The following is a 20,414-nucleotide window of genomic DNA, read 5'->3' as shown; positions in this document are numbered from 1 at the left end:
GGCGCGCCCGGTCGATCGCGTTCAGCCGACTGTAGGGTGGCGAACAGAACGTCGTGCATGCGGATGGTCTACTGATGCCGGACTGCCGGGGGGATGTCAGCGCGCTGCGCGCGTTCGCCCGAGCGGACGACACCACGCACGCCGGAGCAGCACGTGAAAAACGAAATCAGAACCATCCTGAAGCACGTCGCCAATCTCGAAGCCGCGATCGATTCGATCGGCGACGGGGACGATCTTTACGACGCGGGCCTCTCGTCGCTCGACACGATCCAGCTGATGCTCGCGATCGAGAAGCACTTCAACGTCGAGATCCCCGACGAGATGCTGAACCGCAACCTGTTCCGCAGCGTCGACGCGCTCGCGGACGCGGTCGCCAGCCTCCAACGCTCCGAGCATTCCGCATGAGCGCGCTCCTTCCCGAACTCGCGCCCCCCGACGAAGCGTATCGGCTCGACGAGGCCGCCCTCGCCGTCGCGCAGGTCGCCGCGCAACACGCGGATGCGGTCGATCGCGACGCCCGTTGCCCCGTCGAGGCCATCGAGGCGATGCGCGCCCGCCGCCTGCTCGGCGCGATGGTGCCGACCCATCTGGGCGGCGCCGGCGCATCGCTCGCCGACGTCGCATCGGCCTGCTCGATTCTCGGCCGCGCCTGTGCGTCGTCGGCGATGGTGTTCGCGATGCACCAGATCCAGGTTGCCTGCATCGTCGATCACGCGGCCGACCAGGGATGGCATCGGCTGTTCCTGCAGCAGCTCGTGCGCCATCAATGGCTGCTTGCATCGGCGACGTCCGAAGACGGCGTCGGCGGCAACCTGCGCACGAGCCAGTGCGCGCTCGAGACGAACGGCGGCGAGTTCAGGCTGCGCAAAGCGGCGCCGGCGATCTCGTACGGCGACTACGCGGACGGCATCCTCGCGACCGCACGCCGCGACGCCGACGCACCGGCGTCCGAACAGGTGCTCGTGACGCTGCTGCGCGACGGCTATACGCTCACGCGCCGCAACGAATGGGACACGCTCGGCTTGCGCGGCACCTGCAGCAACGGCTTCGTGCTGGAGGCGCAAGGCGCGACGGTCCAGTGCGCGCCGGTGCCGTTCGCGCAGATCGCCGAACAGACGATGGTGCCGGTGTCGCACATCCTGTGGGCCGCCGTGTGGATCGGCGTGGCCGGCGACGCGTTCCAGCGCGCGCATCAGTTCTTCCGCGCGCAGGCGCGTCAGTCCGACGGCGCGCCGTCGCCCGCGGCACGACGGATCGCCGAATCGCTGGACCTGATGCAGGCGATGCAGGCGCGCGTCGACAGCGTGCTGCGCCTCTACGGCTGCGCGTCGGCGCGTTCGTGGTCGGCCGGCATGGCGTGGGCCGCCGAGGTCAACACGCTGAAGACTTACGTATCGACGGCCGCGCTCGAAGTCGTGCAGCAGGCCATGATGATCTGCGGGATGGCCGGCTACAAGAACGGCACACCGTACAGCGTCGGCCGCCATCTGCGCGACCTGCAGGCCGCGCCGCTGATGATCAGCAACGACCGCATCGCCGCCAACACTTCGAACCTGCTGCTCGCCTTGCGTCCGTCGACGCTGGAGAAACTCTCGTGAACGATCGCCTCTCCGTGACTTCGGCCGGCTCCGCCGCCGCGCCCGCCGCGCCCGCCGACGCGCCGCTCGACCGCGCCGGCGTGAACCCGCTGCGCGACGAGCTGGTGGACGCCGGACTGCTGGTGTCGACCGGCATCCAGGGCCTGTTCGGCCGCAGCGAGCGGTTCGAGCGCGTCGTCGAAGCGCTCGACGCATTCGTCACGCGCCTCGGCGCCGATCAGCATGCGGAGGTCCTGCGCTTCCCGCCGGCGATGAGCCGCACCGAGTTCGAGCGCAGCGAATACATGAAGAGCTTCCCGCAACTCGCGGGCAGCGTTCACGCGTTCTGCGGCGACGAACAGCGGCACCAGCGCGTGCTGCAATGCCTCGATCGCGGCGAAGACTGGACCGAAAGCCAGAAGCCGACCTACGTCGTGATGACGCCGGCCGCCTGCTATCCGGTCTATCCGGTCGTCGCGCGCGCCGGGGCGCTGCCCGACGACGGACGCATCGTCGACGTGTTCTCATACTGCTTCCGCCACGAACCGTCGCTCGACCCGACCCGCATGCAGTTGTTCCGGATGCGCGAGTACGTGCGAATCGGCACGCCCGAGCAGATCGTCGCGTTCCGCCGCACCTGGATGGAGCGCGGTACGCGGATGATCGACGCGCTGCGCCTGCCGAACGAAATCGATCTCGCGAACGACCCGTTCTTCGGACGCGGCGGCAAGATCGTCGCCGACAGCCAGCGCGAGCAGAACCTCAAGTTCGAGCTGCTGATCCCGATCGAGCACGACGGCCGTCAGACCGCCTGCCTGAGCTTCAATTACCACATGGACCACTTCGGGCTGCTGTGGGACATCCGCACCGCGAGCGGCGACGTCGCGCACACGGGCTGCGTCGGCTTCGGCCTCGAGCGCCTCACGCTCGCGCTGTTCCGCCATCACGGCTTCGACCTCGACGCGTGGCCGGCCGACGTGCGCGACGCGCTGTGGGGCACGCGATGAGCTTCGTGTCACGCGACGGCGAGGATGCGTCGTTCGACGACGTGCGTCATCGCGCGCGCCACTACCGGCCGCACCCGCTGCACAGTCAGGAGATGGTCTGGAAGCAGACCAACTGCTACGTCGACATGTGGCTCGAGGTGCTGCGCTGGTGGGGGCTCAATCCGTACGCGGCGCTGCCGTTTACGATCGCGATGGACTTCGAGGGCGACCAGTTCACGTTCTTCAAGTTTCCGCACGACGAGCTGGAACGACTGTACGGCATCGTCGTGCAGGAACACTCGATCTACGAGCCGCTCGCCCAGCACATCGAGACGCAGGTCGCGCGCGGCCATCTGATGATCGTCGAGGTCGACGCGTGGTTCCTGCCCGATACGCGCGGCAGCGCCTATCGCACGCAGCATACGAAGACGACGATCGGCATCGACGCGATCGACCGCGCGCGCCGCCAGCTCGGCTACTTCCACAACAGCGGCTATTACGTGGCCGAGGAGATCGACTACGACGGGCTCGTCGGCGGCAGCTCGCCGATGCCGTTGCCGCCGTACGTCGAGTGCGCGAAGCGGCGTTTCGCGCCGCTCGACGAGCGTGTGCTGTGCGACGTGTCGCTCGCCGCCTTGCAGCGGCATCTGCGGCGCCTGCCGCTGGTCAATCCGGTGGCGGCGTTCCGCCGCCAGTTGCAGGCCGATGCGAAGTCGCTCGCCGCGTCGCCGCTCGAGCGCTTCCACGGGTACTCGTTCAATTCGGTGCGGCAGCTCGGCGCGAACTTCGAGCTGTTCGGTCATTACGCGCGCTGGCTGCAGGCGAGCGGCTGCATCGGCCCGTTCGCCGACATACGCGCGGCGTGCGAGCGCATCGCGGCGGAGTCGATGGTGCTCGAATTCCGGCTTGCGCGTGCCTGCTCGCGCGGCAAGGAGGAGCGCGGCGATGCGCCGCTCGACGCGATCGAAGCGGCCTATACCGACCTGATCGCATGCGCGCAGCAGATCAGCCCGCCGCTGCGGCACCTGGTGGCGCCCGTTCGCTGCGAAGCGGCCGCCGTGCCGGCGACGCGGTGACGCGCGCGTCGGCAATGCCGGCGTGGTCGATGCTCGCGACGCCCGCGGGCGCGGCGCCCGCGCCGTCCGATCTTCCGGCCGGCGCCGGGTGGATCGCGGCGCCGGTGCCGGGCACCGTCGCGCAGGCGCTCGCCGTCGCGGGCCGTCTCGACGAGGCCGCGTCGCTCGACGAGCGCGACCACTGGTATCGCGTCGAGCTGCGCGGGCACGGCGCGCGCCTGCTGCGCTTTCACGGTCTCGCGACGCTCGCGCAAGCGTGGCTCGACGACACGCCGATCCTGCACTCGGACAGCATGTTCGTCACGCACGACGTGCGCGTGACGCTCGCCGGCCAGCACACGTTGTTCGTCTGTTTTCGCGCGCTCGCGCCGCACCTGCGCACCGCACGCGCGGCGCGGCGCGCACGCTGGCGCACGCGGCTCGCGGAGCCGGCGACGCTGCGCACGGTACGCACGTCGCTGCTCGGACACATGCCCGGCTGGTTTCCGCATCACGTGCCGACCGGTCCGTGGCGGCCCGTCGACGTGCTCGACCCGGCCGAGGGCACCGTGCCCGCGCATTGCGACCTGCATGCGCGCGTCGACGGCGACACCGGCTGGCTCGACGCCGAGCTCACGTTCGCCGCACCGCTGCCCGACGCGTTCGCGGCCAGGCTGTCCTGCGGCGAGCACCACGCGACGCTCGAACGCGCCGGCGCCGACCGGCTGCTTGCGACCGTCGCCGTGCCGAACGTGCGGCTCTGGTGGCCGCACACGCACGGCGAACCGGTGCTGTACGACATCGCGCTGCATGTCGGCGCCGAGCGCATCGTGCTCGGTGCAACCGGGTTTCGCACGATCGAGCAGCACGCGGGCGACGACGGCAACGGCTTCGGGCTGCGCGTGAACGGCACGCCCGTGTTCGCGCGCGGCGCATGCTGGAGCAGCGCGGCGCCGCTCGCGCTGCATGCGGACGATGCGACCTACGCGCGCCTGCTCGGCCTCGCGCGCGACGCGGGCTTCAACATGATTCGGGTCGGCGGCACGATGACCTACGAAGCCGACGCCTTTCACGCCTGGTGCGACCGGCTCGGGCTGATGGTCTGGCAGGACTTCATGTTCGCGAACTTCGACTACGCGCTCGACGATCGCGCGTTCGCCGACGCCGTCGACGCGGAAGCCGACCAGTTCCTCGCGCGGCGCCGCGCATCGCCGTCGCTTGCGGTGCTGTGCGGCGGCAGCGAGATCGCGCAACAGGCGGCGATGTCGGGGCTCGGCCCGAAACAACGCGCCGTCGAATTGACGGCCGAGCGTCTCGCCGCCCGCGCCGCGGCATGGCGGCCCGACGTACCGTACGTCTCCGATTCGCCCGACGGCGGCGTCCTGCCGTTCGTGCCGCGCGAGCGCGTGTCGCACTACTACGGCGTCGGCGCGTACCTGCGCCCGCTCGACGATGCGCGGCGCGCCGACGTGCGGTTCGCGAGCGAATGCCTCGCCTTCGCGAACGTGCCGTGCGATGCGACGCTGGAGCGCATCGGCCGGCCGCATCCGCACGAACCGCGATGGAAGGCGGCCGTCCCGCGCGATCCCGGCGCGTCGTGGGACTTCGACGACGTCCGCGACCACTATCTGCGCACGCTGTACGACGTGGCGCCCGAGCGCCTGCGGCGCGAAGACCCGGCGCGCTACTTCGAACTGTCGCGCGCGGTGATCGCCGACGTGATGCGCGAGACGTTCTCCGAGTGGCGACGCAGCGGCTCGCGCTGCGCGGGCGCGCTCGTGTGGCAGTTCCAGGACGTGATGCCGGGCGCCGGATGGGGCTTGCTCGATGCCGCGCATCTGCCGAAATCGGGATGGTATGCACTGCGCCAGGTGCTGCAGCCGGTGCAGATCGTCGTGGTCGACGAAGGACTGAACGGCCTCGACGTGCATGTGATCAACGAACGCCCGGCGCCGCTGACGGCGAGCGTCGAGCTGGTGGCGTTGCGCGACGGCCGCACGCCGGTCGCGCGCTGCGGCGGGCAGGTTCGACTCGCCGCGCACGATGCGGTGCGGCTCGGCTCGGCCGAATTGCTCGGGCGCTTCTTCGACTGGACCTACGCGTATCGCTTCGGACCGTGCGAGCACGACACCGTCGTCGCGTCGCTGCGCGGCGACGACGGCGCGCTGCTGTCGCAGGCGTTCCACTTTCCGTCGCGCACGCATCCGGCCGTGTTCGCGCGACGCGATCCGGGCATCGAAGCGCGCGTGTCGCGCGCCGGCGACGCGTGGCACGTCGACATCGACACGCGCCACGTCGCGCGTCACGTGCAGATCGATGCACCGGGCTTCATGCCGCTCGACGACTGGTTCCATCTCGCGCCCGGCGCGACCGCGCGCGTCGCGCTGATCCCGCAACCTATCGGCACACCGCGCATCGACGACGCGCCGCCGAGCGTCGACATTCGCGCGGTCAACGCCGCGCGAACGGTACGCGCAGCGTTGGCCGTCTGACGCCGAGAGAAATGAACCGCCCGCTGCAGCGGCGGCCGTCGCGCGTCAGTCGGACGAGCCCGTGCCGCGCGGCCGCTCGATGCCGTACGCTTCCATCCAGCGATACAGCGTCGCGCGCGACACGCCGAGCTCCCGCGCGGACGCGGCGACGCGCCCCCGCGTGCGCAGCAGCGCGGTTTCGATCGCTTCGCGCTCGATCGACTTGCGGATGTCGGCCACGGACGGCGACGCCGCATCGAGGCAATATTCGAGCTCGAGATCGTGCGCGGTGATCAAACGGCCTTCCGTCATCACGACCGCGCGTCTCACGCGGTTGATCAGCTCGCGGACGTTGCCGGGCCAGTCATGCTTGTAGAGCGCGGTGATCGCATCGCTCGAGAAGCCGCGCACGCGATGGCGCGCGTCGCTGCGAAAGCGCTCGAGCATGTGATGCGCGAGCAGCTCGATGTCCTTGCCGCGCGCGCGCAGCGGCGGCTGGTCGATCCGCATCACGCAGAGGCGATGAAACAGATCCGCGCGGAACCGCCCTTCCTCCATCGCTTCGCGCAGGTCGACGTGCGTCGCGGACACGATGCGGACGTCGACCGGCACCGGATCGCTGCCGCCGAGCCGATGAATCGAGCGCTCCTGCAGGAATCGCAGCAGGCTGGCCTGGCTCTCGTGCGGCAGGTCGCCGATTTCGTCGAGCAGTAGCGTGCCGCCGTTCGCAGCTTCGACGTAGCCGACCTTGCGCGCGTTCGCGCCGGTAAACGCGCCGCGCTCATAGCCGAACAGCTCCGACTGCAACAGGTGCGGCGGAATCGCGCCGCAATTGACCGCGACGAACGGGCCGTTGCGGCGTTCCGAATGACGATGGATCGCGACCGCCGTCAGCTCCTTGCCGGTGCCGGTCTCGCCGAACACGAACACCGGTGCGTCGGTGCGCGCGAAACGCCGCACCGTGTCGAACAGCCTCAGCATCGCGCTGCAGGTGCCGACGATCCCGTTTTCCTGCGATTCGAGCCGCTCACGATCGCGCGCGAACAGACATTCCATGCCGTACGCATGGCCGACGGTATCCGCGATCCTTTGGTGCGACGCGGGCAACGTGATGTAGTCGAAGCAATAGTCGCGCAACAGCGCGCGCACGTTCGCCGACGCCGTCTGGCCGGTCTCGACGAGCGCGACCCACACGACGCCGCGCATCGACGCACAGGTGGACGCGATGCTGCCGATCGCGTCGGCATGGCCGCCGCTCAGGTCGAGGATGCCGCAGGTGATTTCGCCGGAGGTGTCGCGCAACTGGCTCGCGTTCGCGACTACCGTGACCTTCCAGTTGCGCCGCGTCAGTTCCTTGCGAAGCATGACGGACGGCGACTGGGTCCAGTAGATCAGCGGACGCTGCCCGTTGGCCCTCCCTTCGCCGGCACTTTTATCGCGCGTTATTGGGATATTCATAGCGCACCATCACTTTCTCCTCTCCGCGAATCGTTCGCGTGCGCTCCGGGCGGCGGCGCATAGCCACCGGTCCGCGCTGCGTTGCCGCAGCCTTGGCGAAGATCGAAACTGCACACGGCGAGAACCCCCGGAGGTCGAGCCGAATGTCATCCGGCCTCGTTTTCATCGAACTTGAAGAGGAACGTGCGGCCGCGAAGCCACGACGTCCCGGCTTACATGCGACGCGCCATTACCAATGGGCACGCCGGTAAACGGAATTTCCGCTTGCAGTCGCGTCGAGTCGTACACGACAGCCGTGCTCGATACCGAACCGCCGGCCGCCATATCGCTCCCGGACTGGCCGCCTCGTTGCATCCGCCCCGAATTTACACCCGGTCGCCGGACGGTCGTGTTACCAAAAGATAATGCTGAATCCGGCGGTAACCGCGCCGGCACGCCGCCTCCAGCCGACTTTCGATCACCAGTTTTGATTATCCATGAACAATCGAGAGGTTTAGTGGCGAATACCACATTTTCGCAACCTACGCGCCGCGGATTATCCGCGATTTTTGTCGAAATACCCAAGAACGACCGCCACCATCGCCCTCACGTCACATAATTGCCGGCGTGGCCGGGCCGCCGCTTCGAGGCCAGGCGGCGCGCAGCGCGCACGACTGTTACACGTCGTATCGCCTCCGCCGCCCGGCCGCTCAGACCCTCCCCAGCGCCGCGGGCCGCCCAGCCTGCCCGTCGCGCGCGAGGCCGTCGACCGCCACGTCGTCGTGCTGGGCCAGATCGGCAAGGCCGGGAGCGCCGGCCATCTCGTCCAGCAACGCGGCATGGCCGTCCAGCACGAAGCGCGTCAGCTCGCGCCGGAAGCGCGCCGCGCCGAACAGCTCCGCATTCGCGCGACATGCGTGCGGGCTGATCGAGCCGCGCGGCAGCGCCTCGAAGCGCGCGAGCGCGTCGAGCAGCGCGTCGACCGACTGCGTGCGAAAGAACAGGCCGGTAGCGCCCGCGCCCGGCCACGCGCGCACCGACTCGCGCACGCCGCCCTTGCCGTATGCGATCACGGGCGTGCCGCAGGCCTGCGCCTCGACCGGCGAGATGCCGAAATCCTCTTCGGCCGCGAACACGAAGGCGCGCGCGCGCTGCAGGTGGTCGTGCAGCACGTCGAACGGCTGATAGCCGAGCAGCGTGACGTTCGGGCCGGCCAGTGCGCGGATCTTCGCCATCTCCGGCCCGTCGCCGATCACCACGAGACGCCGCTCCGGCGTCCGCGAAAACGCCTCGACGATCAGGTCGATCCGCTTGTACGGCACCAGCCGCGACGCGGTCAGGTAGAACGCCTCCTTGTCGGTGCGCAACGCGAGATGCTCGACGTCGACCGGTGGATAGATCACCGTCGCGTCACGCCGATAGGTCTTGCGGATGCGCCGCGCGATGAAGCGCGAATTCGCGGCCACGCGATCGACGCCGTTCGCCGAGCGCGCATCCCAGTTGCGGATGTAGTGCAGCAACGCGCGCGCGAGCGCCGACTTCGCGCCGTGCGCGAGGCCGGCTTCGTTCAGATACTGATGCTGCAGATCCCACGCGTAGCGCACCGGCGAATGCACGTAGCTCGCATGGAACTGGTCGGGGCCGCTCAGCACGCCCTTCGCGACCGCATACGAGCTCGACAGCACGACGTCGTAGTCAGACAGGTCGAACTGTTCGATCGCCAGCGGAAACAACGGCAGATAGCTGCGATAGCGCGTGCGCGCGAACGGCAGCTTCTGGATGAACGACGTGCGTACCGCGCGGCCGCGCAGGCACTCGCGATCGTCGAGGAAGTCGACGAGGCTATAGAGGTCGGCCTGCGGAAAGCAGTCGATCATATGTGCCAGCACGCGCTCGGCGCCGCCGGGCGACACCAGCCAGTCGTGAACGATCGCTATCTTCAAGTGCGGCCCCTGGTTCTTCCTTCACGTTCGCCATGAGCCGGCCACACGGTTCGTGCGCCGGCCGTCTGCAGCAATTATCCGAAGGGAGCAGCGCGGCCGATGTGTGCTGCCGCACACTGCGCCGTTCGCGCTGCGCGCTCCTGCACGTATACGTAGCGTCAGTACGCTTTCGAACAGACCGGCATACGGCGCATCCGGATCATCGACGTTGCCGCACCGCACGCGCCGCACGGCCCGTGCGGCACTGCGTGTTGAATGCTTCACGCGAGGACCGCATCATGGAATGGCATTGTTGTGAATTCGAACATCTGAGCGCCGTCGATCTCTACGCAATCCTGCGCGCGCGCAACGCCGTGCTGGTGGTCGAGGATGCGCATACGCATCTGGACATCGACGGCAAGGACGCCGGCGCACTGCACGTCTACGCGACGCAGCGCCACGGCGACGCGGCCGAAGTCGCGGCCTACGCGCGCATCCTGCCCGGCGACGACATCGATCCCGACGTCGTGATCGACAAGGTGCTGACGAGCGAGGCGTGTCGCGACGACGATACGCTCGAGCATCTGCTCGAACGCGCGCTGACCGCCGCGCACGCCGCGTGGCCCGATGCCGCGCTGCGCACGCACGTGCCCGCCGCGCGGCAGGCGTTCTACAAGCAGTTCGGATTCCGCAAGGCTTACGGTCCGTTTCTCCATCAGGGCGCGCCGTTCGTCGGCATGATCCGCCCGGCGCAACGCGCTGCCGGCGCGCTGCGTCAGCTGCTGTCTCGCGCGGTGTCGGTGCAGCGCGACCGCAACGAAGAGGCGCGCGCCGACGGCCGCGCTCATGGCCGACTGGCCGCCGATTCCGGAGCCAACCGATGATCCGCACCCTTCGCCAAGTCCCCGATCCCGCGCTGCCGCGCATCCTTCCCGTGATCCTCGCCGGCGGCTCCGGCACGCGCCTCTGGCCGCTGTCGCGCGAGCAGTTTCCGAAGCAGCTGATCGAGCTGACGTCGAACGAATCGCCGCTGTCGGCGACCGCGCGTCGCCTGAACGGCATCGCGAACGCGTCGCTCGACGACACGCTGCTGCTCGTCTGTAGCGAACAGCATCGGACGCTCAGCGCTGCGCAGGTGACCGACCGTGCCGCGCCGGCGCGCATCCTGCTCGAGCCGGCGCCGCGCAACACGGCGCCCGCGCTCACGCTCGCCGCGCTCGACGCGAGCGCGTTCGCGGACGATCCGGTGCTCGCGGTGATGCCGGCCGATCACGTGATCGTCGACGTCGGCGCGTTCCAGGACGCGATCGCACGCGCGGCGCGTTACGCAGAGGAAGGCGCGATCGTCACGCTCGGCGTGTTGCCGCGCCGCGCGGAAACGGGCTACGGCTACATCCAGGTCGGCGCGCCGCGCAACGGCTGCCACGGTAGCCAGGGCGGCTATTCGATCGGGCGTTTCGTCGAGAAGCCCGACGAGGCGCTCGCCGAGCGCTATCTGCAATCGGGCGATTACTGGTGGAACAGCGGCATCTTCGTGTTGCGCGCGTCGGTCTGGTTGAAGGCGATCCGCGCGCTCGCGCCCGCGATTCATGCGTCTTGCGAGGCGGCATGGCGCGCGGGTATCGCCGAAGATCCGTTCTTCCGGATCGATGCGGCCGCGTTCGACGCATGCCCGTCCGATTCGATCGACTATGCGGTCATGGAGCGCTTGCCCGAACACGGCGAGCTCGGCATCGAAGGGATCGTCGTGCCGCTCGCGGCCGGCTGGTCGGACGTCGGCACCTGGGACGCGATCTGGGAAATCATGCCGAAGGACGATCACGGCAACGTCGCGCGCGGCCCGATCGTGTTCGAGGACACGCAGGACAGTTTCGTGCGCTCCGAAGGGCGGCTCGTCGCGTGCGTCGGCATGAGGGACGTGGTCGTGATCGAAACGCCCGACGCCGTGCTGGTCGCGAACAAGCACGACGTGCAGCGCGTGAAGAACATCGTCGCGCGGCTGAAGAACGACCGGCGGCCGCAGGCGATCGAGCACCGCAAGGTGCAGCGGCCGTGGGGACACTACGATTCGATCGACCTCGGCGAACGGTTCCAGGTGAAGCGGATCGTCGTCGAGCCGGGCAAGCGCCTGTCGCTGCAGATGCACTATCACCGCGCCGAACACTGGATCGTCGTGCGCGGCACCGCACGCGTCACGCGCGGCAGCGAGACGTTTCTGCTCAGCGAGAACGAATCGACGTACATCGCAGTCGGCGAAGTGCATCGCCTGGAGAATCCCGGCAGGATTCCGCTCGAGATCATCGAGGTGCAATCGGGCGACTATCTCGGCGAGGACGATATCGTGCGGTTCGACGATCAGTACGGCCGGCCGGTCGACGCGCTGCCTGCGGAGCAGGCATAGCGCGGCGGCGATACCGCGCGCCGTGAGCGGCGCGCGGTCGAGCGGTGCTTACGCGCTGGCGCTCGACCCGTGCTTGCCGCCGTCAGTTGCGCTTGGCGACTGTGCGCACATGCGGCAGCAGCGCGACGTTCGCGCCAACCACGTCAGGCGCGATCGCTCGTGATCGCAGTGCGCCCGCACACGGTGCGGCCGTCGCGTCGGCGGCCGTGCAATCGCGTCCCGGACCGACCCGCACCGGCATCCCGCCGATCTCCGACAAGCGGTTGTCGGCAAGCTGAACACCCGACACGTTGCCCCACAGCCGAATGCCGTCGAACCGCGCGTGCGACACGCGGTTGCCGATCACGGCCACGCGCGTCACCGTGCCCGACCACGTGCTGACGTCGATCGCCGCCTGCTGCGTGAGCGGCCGCGGATCGCTGCGCCCGCTCGCGGTCTGGATCGATGCGATCACGTTGCGCTCGATGCGGACGTTGGACGCGCCATAGGTGTGGTAACTGTCCTCCTGCGCGACGAGGATGCCGGCGCTCACCTGCACGTCGTGCACGACGTTGTCCGAGATCGTCACGTCGGCGCCGCCGACCACCGTGATCCCGCGGCCCCAGGCGTTGCCTTCAAGGACGTTGCCGGTGATGAGCACGTTGCGGCTCAACGCGCCGTCGGCGGCGTAGCTGACCACGGCGATCATGTCGTCGCCGGTGTCGCGCACGACGTTGTGCCGCACCAGCACGTTGCGCGCGCCGTGCGTGATGTGGATGCCGTCCGCGAGCGTGGACAGTACGCGATTGTCGACGATCGCGACGTCCGCGCCGCCGAACACGAAGATGCCCGCGCTGGCGCCGCCGTCGATCACGTTGTCGAGCACCTGCACGTCGCGCCCGGTGACTTCGACCTTGGTCGACGCCGGTGTATCGAGGCGCGTCGCGCCCGTTCCGCTCAGGCGGAAGCCGGCGAGCGTCGTGCCGTCGCCGCGCAGCTCGATCGTCTGATCGGCGGCATCGGTTGCGCTCAGCGTCGCGCCGTAACCCGATACCAGGACGTGCGGCTGCCGCACGACGAGCGAACGGCCGACGACATAACGCCCCGGCACGAACGTCAATCGCTGACCGGGCCGCAGCGCGTCCAGCGCGCGTTGCAGCTCGTCCGCCTGGTCGGTCGCATTCGGCGCGGGACGAACGTAAACGTTGGCGCTGTCGGCGGGACGCGCGCTGCGTGCCGGCGCGCGCGACACATCGTCCGCGTGCGCCGGTGCACCGAGCGCGCCGGCCAGCGTCATGCCGGCCAGCACGCGAGACAAGCATCCCGGTCTGCGCATATCGAAACGTTTCTCCATAGCGGCCGCGCGTGGCGGTCGGCGAGACGATCGAGCGCCGCTCAACCGACGCCTCAACGAATCCGCCATTCGATCCGCTCAGCCATTCGCTTCGCCGGTCGCGAGCACACCGCTCGCGCGCCGCGACGTGAGTGCATGCGCGAGCTTCACGAACGGCGCTTCGCACAGCAGGTAACCGGCCCACGACAACGGAATCAACGGCAGCAGCGGCACGATCATGTAAACGCCGAGCGGCCATCCGACCAGATGAAAGCGCTGGCACAACCAGAACGCCGCAAACAGCGGAAGGCTGTGCAACAGATAGACCGAGTAACTGATCTTGCCGATCCACGCGAGCGGACGGTTGCGCAGTTTGAGCACAGTCGCCAGCATCGCGAACGCCGCGATGCCGATCATGTATGCGAGCGAGATCGGCAGATGAAACGCGTTGTGATGCCGCCAGTCGTCGATCGCGCCCGCGAGCGCGACGCCGACCACCGCTATCGTCACGTACGCGAGCGCCGCCCGGTACGTCATCGACAGCCGGGACAACGGCCCGCTTGCGGCCAGCCGCAGACGCAGCAGTTTCGACGGAGCGTCATAGGCCTGGCGGAAACAGGCGCCCCAGAACATGATGCCGAGGTGATACGGCATCGTCTTGTACTGACTGAGCATCTCCGCCGGGAACACGTGCAGCGCGACCGTCGACGCGAACAGCGCACACAGCGCGACCGTGACGACACACAAATGCAGCATCCGATGCAGCCAGCCGCACCAGAACAGAAGCAGGCACACGACATAGAAATACAGCTCGGTCTCGAGCGTCCAGCCATGCGGCAGGATCAGGCTCGCGCCGAACGCAGCCGGGATCATCGTCACGTTCGCCAGCATCCCGTGCGCGTCCATGGTCTTGTCGAACAGTACCCAGTGAACGAAGTAGCCGGCCGGCAATGCGAGCCAATACGCGGGATACAGCCGGAAGAAGCGCCGAATGACGAACCGCTTCGTGCCCGGGCCGAGGTCGCCGTGCAGGCTGGTCGGAATCAGCATGCCGCTGATCGCGAAGAAGATCACGACGCCGATCCGGCCGAAGTTCACCGACCGCTGCAGCGCGTCGAGCGCCCGCTGCGAGCCGGCCAGCTCGACGAACCGCTCCGCGTAATGCGTCCATATGACGAGGATCACCGCAATCGCGCGCATCGCGTCGATATGCTGAAATCGCTCCGGATCTTTCGCTGTTGACATGACTGGAATGGTGACGGCTCAACACACGGGGCTGCCCGTACGGGAATCGGAACATCCGGCGCCGATCACCGACAACGCAGACGGAATCGCCCGCCCCGTTCGCAGGCGGATCACCTGCGTGCCACGGCCGAGCGTGCTTTGAAAACTTCGTCGCGCCACGCCGCGTGGCGACGACGACGACACGAGCGCGGCGGCGACGTCCGGCATCGCCCGCCGTGCTTCACCTGGCGTGCGCATGTCTCGCGTCGACGCAATACCACCAGATCAGCGCGAGCAACGCGTAAAACGCCGTGCGCGAGCCGAACATCATCCAGTACTCGCCCTGCTGAACCGCGAACGTCGCATAGGAGAACACCTTGGCGATGAGCCACAGCATCACGACGCCGCCGCGCATCGCGACGAGGATCTGCAGCGCGCCGAGCGCGCCATACACCAGCCCCGTCATCGCGACGAACAGCGCGCCGCCCGCATAGCCGAACCAGTACACGGGCACGGCCATGTTCCCCATCGTGAACGTGACGTCGTCGAACATGTACGCGCGCAGCACGCTCGGCTCGGTGTACGACATCATCAGATCGCGCAAGCCGCTCGGCTCGGATTCGTCGAAGAAGGTCGGCATGGTCCACGAGCGCAGCGAACTCACGAAACGCCAGAACGCATCGGTGCCGCCGAGCCGTGGCGCGGTGAACATATGGGCGTCGTTGTCGACCACGTACCACGGCTGCCCTTGCAGCAGGAAGCGCGACGACAGCATGTCAGCCACTTCCAGCCCTTGACCGCGATACGAGTAGATGATCGACACGGCGCCGAGCAACAGCGCGAGGCCCGCGCCGATGCCCAGATAACGCACGACCGGCTTGCCGTTCATCGCATGGATCGCGATGAACGGCGCGAGCGAGCACAGCCCGATGTGCAGCACGGCCATGAACTGCTCGCCGTGCATCACGTTGAGCGCGAGATCGACCGCCATCGTCAGGATCGCGGCCGCCCGGATGCGCTTGTCGGGGCTAGTCGCGATCGTGCCCAGCAGGAAGCCCATGAACGACTGGTTGTTCAGGAACAGGTTGAACATCGTCCCGTTCGACGAGTCGTTGCGCAGCGCATAGCGGTTGATGCCGGAAAACAGCGAGAACCCGGACGTCAGCCCGGCGAGCACGCCGATCGCGATGATCGTCGACGCGAGCACGAATCCGATCGCGATGCTGTGCGGCTGCAACGTGATCCGCGCCTTGATCGGTACGCGCACCGGACGCTCGTCCAGGAACCGGTCGAACGCAACGAGCGCACAGACCACGAAAATCACATAGAACGACAGCAGCCGGCTGAACGCGCCGGTCGTGTCGCCGATCACGTCCGTTTCCGTCAGATAGCCGCCGTTCTCGAGCCCCACGCCGGCGAGGAACGCGGTCATGCCGATCGCGAGCACGTACAGCATCGACACCGCGAACACCGGCCGCGACCTGACCAGGCCGACCAGCGCCGCCGTCGCCAACAGCAGCGTGCACAGCGCGCTCGATTCTTTCAGGCCGAGCGCCGGCATCGCCGCATTGAACAGCAGCGCGAGCGCGAACAGCGTCAGCAACATCACGCCGCTCGCAGAAGCGACGCCGCGGCCGCCGCCCATCGTTCCCGTGGTTCTATTCATGCTGGCTCATGCATGGCTCATGCTGATTCATGCTGCTGCAACCCGAAGTTGCGTTCGACCGTCGGCGCCGCGCGTTGCGGCCGGTAAGGCGCGCCCGGCTGCCGCGCGCGGTCCATCCCGTTGCGATCGGTCATGTGTCACGCTCCGTGGCGATCGCCGTCACGCAGCCTTGCCGAGCAGTTCCTTTCTTACGCGCGTCCATGCCCTGAACAGGAACGTCTCGGCCGCAACGTCGCGACGGTCCGGCTGCGCGCGCGGCCCCTTCGCATCGCGATACGCGTTCGCGTAATAACCGTAGCGAAGCGGCGAAGGATCGAAACCGTTGAATACGAGGCCGTCGACCTTCGCGCCGATCCGTTGCAGGTTCTCGACCGCTTCCGCAACGTCGGCGCTGCCGATCGAGCCCTGCCGCGCGACCATCAGCGTGATGTCGGCGAACCGCGCCAACATGGCGACGTTGGCGGCCGGACGGGTCAGCGGCGCGTCGACGACGATCATGTCGTATTGACTGCGCAGTCGTGCGAGCAGCGCGTCGAGCTTGTCGGCGCCGTACAAATTGCGCGCGGGCTGCGCGTGGGTTCCGGCCGGCAGCACGTCGAGGTTCTCGTCGACGCGGCGAATCGCCCGCTCGGGATCCAGCGATTGCTTCAGTACGTCCGACAAGCCTCGGTCCGCCTTCACCCGCAGCGCGTGCTCGATGCCGGATTGCCGCGCGTCGGCGCGCAGCAGCAACGTCTTGAGGCCGTCTTCCGCGAACAGGCACGCCAGGTTCGCGGCGATCATCGACTTGCCCTGCCCCGGCTCCGGGGACGTGATCAGCACCGTCTTCGAGCGGCCGTGCTCGACGCCCGTCTTGCAACGCAGCAGCAACGCGAGATTGGCGAGCGCTTCGGCGAGCGGCGTGTCGGGGTCGTCCCTGACGGCGACCGACGCCGGGCGACCGAGTGCATCGCCATCGACCGGCTGCGGCAACGACGGCAGTATGCCGAGCATCGGGACGCCGACCGCCGCCTCGAGATGCTTCGGATCGCGCACGCGCCGGAAGAACCACGCGTAGCCTTGCGCGGCCGCGGCGCCCAGGATCAGGCCCACCGCGGCGCCCAGTGCGAGCACGAGCATCCGCTTCGGGCGAATCGGCTTGTCGGTCGGAACCGCCTTGTCGACGATCGACGCATTGCCGACCGTGCCTGCTTTCGCGATCTGCAGCTGCTGGGTGTTGTTCAGCAAGCCCACGTACAGCTGGTTGTTGACCTCGACATCGCGGGCGAGCCGCAGATAGGTCTGCTGCTGAGAAGGCAGATGCGCGACCTTGTCTTTCAACTCGGCCGACTGCTGATCGAGCGTCTTCAGCTTGTTGACGACGGCGGTCAGCTGAGGCTGCCCGGCCACGTACTTCGACGACAAGTCCTGATACTCGAGCTTGGCCTCGAGCCGCGCCTTGTCGACGAGCGCCAGTTGATCGATCAGCAACCTCACGTCGCCCTGCGAATCGATCGAGCCCTGCGCGTTGCGAAACGAATTCAGCGCCTGCTCCGCCTGCTCCAGGCGGGCCTTCACCACCGGCAGTTGCGTCTCGAGGAACGCGAGGCTGTGCTCGGCGTCCTCGGAACGCCGCCTTGCGTTCACGTCGAGATAAGCGGCGGCGATCGCATTGAGCAGCCGCGCGGCGGACACCGGGTCACGGCTTTCGAGGCTGAGCTGCATGACCCCCGACTGCCGCTTCGTTTCCGCGCCCGCCAGCTTCGTCAGGACCGAATCGAGGCGCTCGGCTGTCGTCACCCGCCGTACGCGGAATTCCGTACCGGCGCGCGCGACGATGCGCGCGATGTCGACGCGATAGCCGTTCGCTTCGCTCGGCTTGCCGATTACGCCCTTCAGCACTTCCTGTCCGTCGCTGTCCTTCAGCGAGAACCGGTTGCCGGCCAGATAATCGAGCTCCAGCTTCTTGTCGATCTGCGATTCCGGTACGTCGAACCTGTGGAATTCGATGCGCTCACCGCCCCAGGCGAAGAACGGCGTACTGAACGGCGCGATGACGAGCCCGTCCGCGTCCTTCGGCAACACCGATTCGACGAACCCGCCGACGAGCGGAATCCGGTTGCCGACGGTCGCCTCGGCCTGCGCGACAGTTTCTTCGATGGCTTGCGTGACGACCGTGCGCGAACGCGCGACGTCGATTTCGCCGATTACCGCAGAGTTCTGAATGTCGAGTGCGTTCGATATTTCGGAAAGCGCGCCCAACGCGCTATGTTTGTTTTCCTGAACCTGAATCAGCGTATCGACGGAGTAAACCGGCGCAGCCGAAACGGCATAAATCAATGCCAATAAAAAACAGCCCAGAAAGACCGAAATAAATGCATAACGATAATCGAGCACGTTCTCCAGCAATTCGGTCAGCGCAAACCGCGGCGCGTCGCGGGAAATACTGCCCGCTCCGTCCCGGTATTCATTAGATGCGGCTCTATCCAATGTCATGCATATGCTCCCAAATTGCTGCCCACACAGGCGGGTGGCGACGGTACGCGCATGGCCGTCCGTGCCGCGCGGCTCGTCCGGGCACGGCCCGCCGGCGCGCCTGCGCCGCACCGGATGGCGGGCCGGCGAAGCATGCACGCGCCGGCCACCGCCCACGAAACGCCATTGATTCTGTTTACCCGAGCCACTATGCGTTAAACCCGCCGCCCACTAAGTGCGATGGCTTACATTAATGGCCACTCAGTGCGCCGACCACTGGGTCGCCGACCGGTCTCATGCTATGTTGGGTGGCCTGTTGTTAAACGTGCGCGCAAGCGATGACATCAAGAACCGGTGCCGTTTCACGAGCGCGCGATTCCATCTCGTTCGTCCGTCGCTTCACCTCGATTTAACGGTCTTTATCAAACGACGTGCAATCGCCCGCTTGATTCGAATCCGGGTCATGGCCGGCCGGCAAGCCGAATGGCCGATCGCGCGCCGGGCAACATCGTGTCGCGTCGGCGTCCGTGCTGCGTCGCTTCGAACCGAAGCGACGCAGCACTTGAGAGACGTCGCGCAATGCTCTTCTGTCTACCATCGCGAATGACGACATGAACAACCACTCGCTATCCGATACGCTCGCGCCGACGCGCAACGATGCGCCGCTGCGACAGACGCGCGTCGCGCTCGCCGTGGCGCTTGCCGCGCTGCTGTCCGCCTGCGCAATGGCGCCGGGCCAGCACATGATCGCGCCGGCCGCGTTGCCGGTCACGACGGCCGACAACGGCGACGTGACGAGCGACATGAAGGTCGCGGTCAAGCAGATCGATCTGACGCTGATCGGCCAGATCCATGCGGCCCAGAAAGGTCATACCGCCGCGCCGATCCCCGGCAATCTGCTCGGCAAGCCGAGCGGCTACAAGCTCGGCCCCGGCGACGTGCTGCAGATCACCGTCTGGGATCACCCCGAATTCGCGGCCGCGGTCGGCCAGCCGACGCCGAATACCAGGCCGTCTGACGCAGCGCCCGGCTTCGTCGTCGACAGCGACGGCAACGTGCAGTTTCCCTTCGTGCCGCAGCCGATTCACGCGGCCGGCAAGACGGCCGCGCAGGTGCAGCGCGAGCTCGACGCCGAACTCCGCAAGGTGTTCATCAAGCCGCAGGTGACCGTGCGCGTCGCGTCGTTCCGCGCGGAGCAGATCTATGTGGACGGCGAAGTGCGCGCGCCGGGCTCGCAGGCGATCAACGACATCCCGATGACGCTCGTCGAAGCCGTCAATCGCGCGGGCGGCTTTGCGCCGAGCGCCGACCAGAGCCGCGTGACGATCACGCGCAACGACACGATTTATCCGGTCAACGTCGCGCAGATGACGAAGACCGGCCGCAGCCCCGCCGCGATCATGCTGCAGCCGGGCGACCTGCTGCACGTGGCCGCGCGCGACGACAATCCCGTGTACGTGATGGGCGAAGTGAACAAGCCGCTGGCCGTGCCGCCGCAGCGCGACGGCACGCTCACGTTGAGCGCGGCGCTGTCCGAGGCCGGCCAGTTGAATCAGCAGACGTCGAACGCCGGACAGGTATTCGTGCTGCGCAAGGATGCCGACAGCCCGCCGGTCATCTATCACCTCGACCTCGAATCACCCGTTTCGATGCTGCTCGCGAACCAGTTTCCGCTCGCGTCGAAGGACATCGTCTACGTCGACAATACCGGACTGGTCCGCGCGAGCCGCGTGCTGAACCTGCTGCTGCCGGCCATCAGCGCCGGGTTGACCGGCGCGCTCATCACGAAGTAGGCGGCGGTTCGCGGGAAGGCGGCGGCAGTGCGCGCCGCCTTTCCGGCGCAGCACCGAGGCCGCGTGGAGATCCGGCGCGTCACACCCTCACCGCTCTCCCTACCACCCCACCCCGC

General features: G+C 67.7%; 14 protein-coding genes. 8 read left to right on the top strand and 6 right to left on the bottom strand.

What is annotated here, in order from left to right; all coding sequences use genetic code 11:
* The first annotated feature begins 153 nt into the window (after positions 1–153).
* Genes WJ35_RS23945 through WJ35_RS23925 form a run of 5 tightly spaced genes read left to right on the top strand, consistent with a single transcriptional unit; the run spans position 154 to position 6,110 of the window.
* Positions 154–405 (top strand): acyl carrier protein, encoded by a 252-nt coding sequence (locus WJ35_RS23945; RefSeq protein ID WP_011882069.1) that lies wholly within the window; start codon positions 154–156, stop codon positions 403–405.
* A complete protein-coding gene (locus WJ35_RS23940) occupies positions 402–1,598 on the top strand; it encodes an acyl-CoA dehydrogenase family protein (protein ID WP_014725002.1) in 1,197 nt (398 codons plus the stop codon). The genes WJ35_RS23945 and WJ35_RS23940 overlap by 4 nt, the downstream gene beginning before the upstream one ends.
* A complete protein-coding gene (locus WJ35_RS23935; RefSeq protein WP_060122400.1) occupies positions 1,595–2,584 on the top strand; it encodes an amino acid--[acyl-carrier-protein] ligase in 990 nt (329 codons plus the stop codon). Before WJ35_RS23940 ends, WJ35_RS23935 begins: the two co-directional genes overlap by 4 nt.
* The gene (locus tag WJ35_RS23930) at positions 2,581–3,639 is read left to right on the top strand and encodes a DUF1839 family protein (protein ID WP_069240617.1); all 1,059 of its coding nucleotides are present in this window, start codon (positions 2,581–2,583) and stop codon (positions 3,637–3,639) included. Before WJ35_RS23935 ends, WJ35_RS23930 begins: the two co-directional genes overlap by 4 nt.
* A 29-nt stretch (positions 3,640–3,668) precedes the next feature.
* Positions 3,669–6,110: a glycosyl hydrolase 2 galactose-binding domain-containing protein gene (locus WJ35_RS23925; RefSeq protein ID WP_224056172.1), complete on the top strand. Its 2,442-nt coding sequence runs from the start codon at positions 3,669–3,671 to the stop codon at positions 6,108–6,110.
* A 45-nt stretch (positions 6,111–6,155) separates the two neighbouring features.
* Here WJ35_RS23925 and WJ35_RS23920 read toward each other — a convergent pair whose 3' ends face one another.
* Both WJ35_RS23920 and WJ35_RS23915 read right to left on the bottom strand, forming a co-directional pair.
* Positions 6,156–7,547, bottom strand: a complete 1,392-nt coding sequence (locus WJ35_RS23920) for a sigma-54 dependent transcriptional regulator (protein WP_011882064.1) — start codon at positions 7,545–7,547, stop codon at positions 6,156–6,158.
* A 689-nt stretch (positions 7,548–8,236) separates the two neighbouring features.
* A complete protein-coding gene (locus WJ35_RS23915) occupies positions 8,237–9,469 on the bottom strand; it encodes a glycosyltransferase family 4 protein (RefSeq protein WP_034193476.1) in 1,233 nt (410 codons plus the stop codon).
* 278 nt (positions 9,470–9,747) lie between these two features.
* Between WJ35_RS23915 and WJ35_RS23910 the strand changes: the two genes are divergently transcribed.
* Together WJ35_RS23910 and WJ35_RS23905 are read left to right on the top strand one after the other, a co-directional pair.
* Positions 9,748–10,332 carry a drug:proton antiporter gene (locus WJ35_RS23910; protein ID WP_045578069.1) on the top strand — a complete coding sequence of 195 codons (585 nt, stop codon included), beginning with the start codon at positions 9,748–9,750 and terminating at the stop codon, positions 10,330–10,332.
* Positions 10,329–11,849 carry a mannose-1-phosphate guanylyltransferase/mannose-6-phosphate isomerase gene (locus WJ35_RS23905; RefSeq protein ID WP_069240144.1) on the top strand — a complete coding sequence of 507 codons (1,521 nt, stop codon included), beginning with the start codon at positions 10,329–10,331 and terminating at the stop codon, positions 11,847–11,849. The genes WJ35_RS23910 and WJ35_RS23905 overlap by 4 nt, the downstream gene beginning before the upstream one ends.
* A gap of 82 nt (positions 11,850–11,931) precedes the next feature.
* Here the strand turns inward: WJ35_RS23905 and WJ35_RS23900 are convergent, their stop codons facing one another.
* The 4 genes from WJ35_RS23900 to WJ35_RS23885 all read right to left on the bottom strand — a co-directional run bounded on the left by WJ35_RS23900 (position 11,932) and on the right by WJ35_RS23885 (position 18,526).
* Positions 11,932–13,164, bottom strand: a complete 1,233-nt coding sequence (locus tag WJ35_RS23900; RefSeq protein ID WP_059604727.1) for a right-handed parallel beta-helix repeat-containing protein — start codon at positions 13,162–13,164, stop codon at positions 11,932–11,934.
* Between the two features lie 96 nt (positions 13,165–13,260).
* Complete coding sequence (locus tag WJ35_RS23895) at positions 13,261–14,406, bottom strand: acyltransferase family protein (RefSeq protein ID WP_059474300.1); 1,146 nt, start codon at positions 14,404–14,406, stop codon at positions 13,261–13,263.
* 220 nt (positions 14,407–14,626) lie between these two features.
* On the bottom strand, positions 14,627–16,051 hold the full coding sequence (locus WJ35_RS23890) for a DUF6418 domain-containing protein (RefSeq protein WP_069240143.1): 1,425 nt from the start codon (positions 16,049–16,051) through the stop codon (positions 14,627–14,629).
* A 159-nt stretch (positions 16,052–16,210) separates the two neighbouring features.
* The gene (locus WJ35_RS23885) at positions 16,211–18,526 is read right to left on the bottom strand and encodes a GNVR domain-containing protein (protein WP_060044452.1); all 2,316 of its coding nucleotides are present in this window, start codon (positions 18,524–18,526) and stop codon (positions 16,211–16,213) included.
* A gap of 590 nt (positions 18,527–19,116) precedes the next feature.
* On the opposite strand from WJ35_RS23885, the gene WJ35_RS23880 reads away from it, so the two are divergent.
* A complete protein-coding gene (locus tag WJ35_RS23880; RefSeq protein WP_069240142.1) occupies positions 19,117–20,298 on the top strand; it encodes a polysaccharide biosynthesis/export family protein in 1,182 nt (393 codons plus the stop codon).
* Positions 20,299–20,414: the final 116 nt, after the last annotated feature.

This window comes from Burkholderia ubonensis, from assembly GCF_001718695.1.
GTDB lineage: Bacteria > Pseudomonadota > Gammaproteobacteria > Burkholderiales > Burkholderiaceae > Burkholderia > Burkholderia ubonensis_B.
This window is presented reverse-complemented; position numbering and strand designations above follow the sequence as displayed.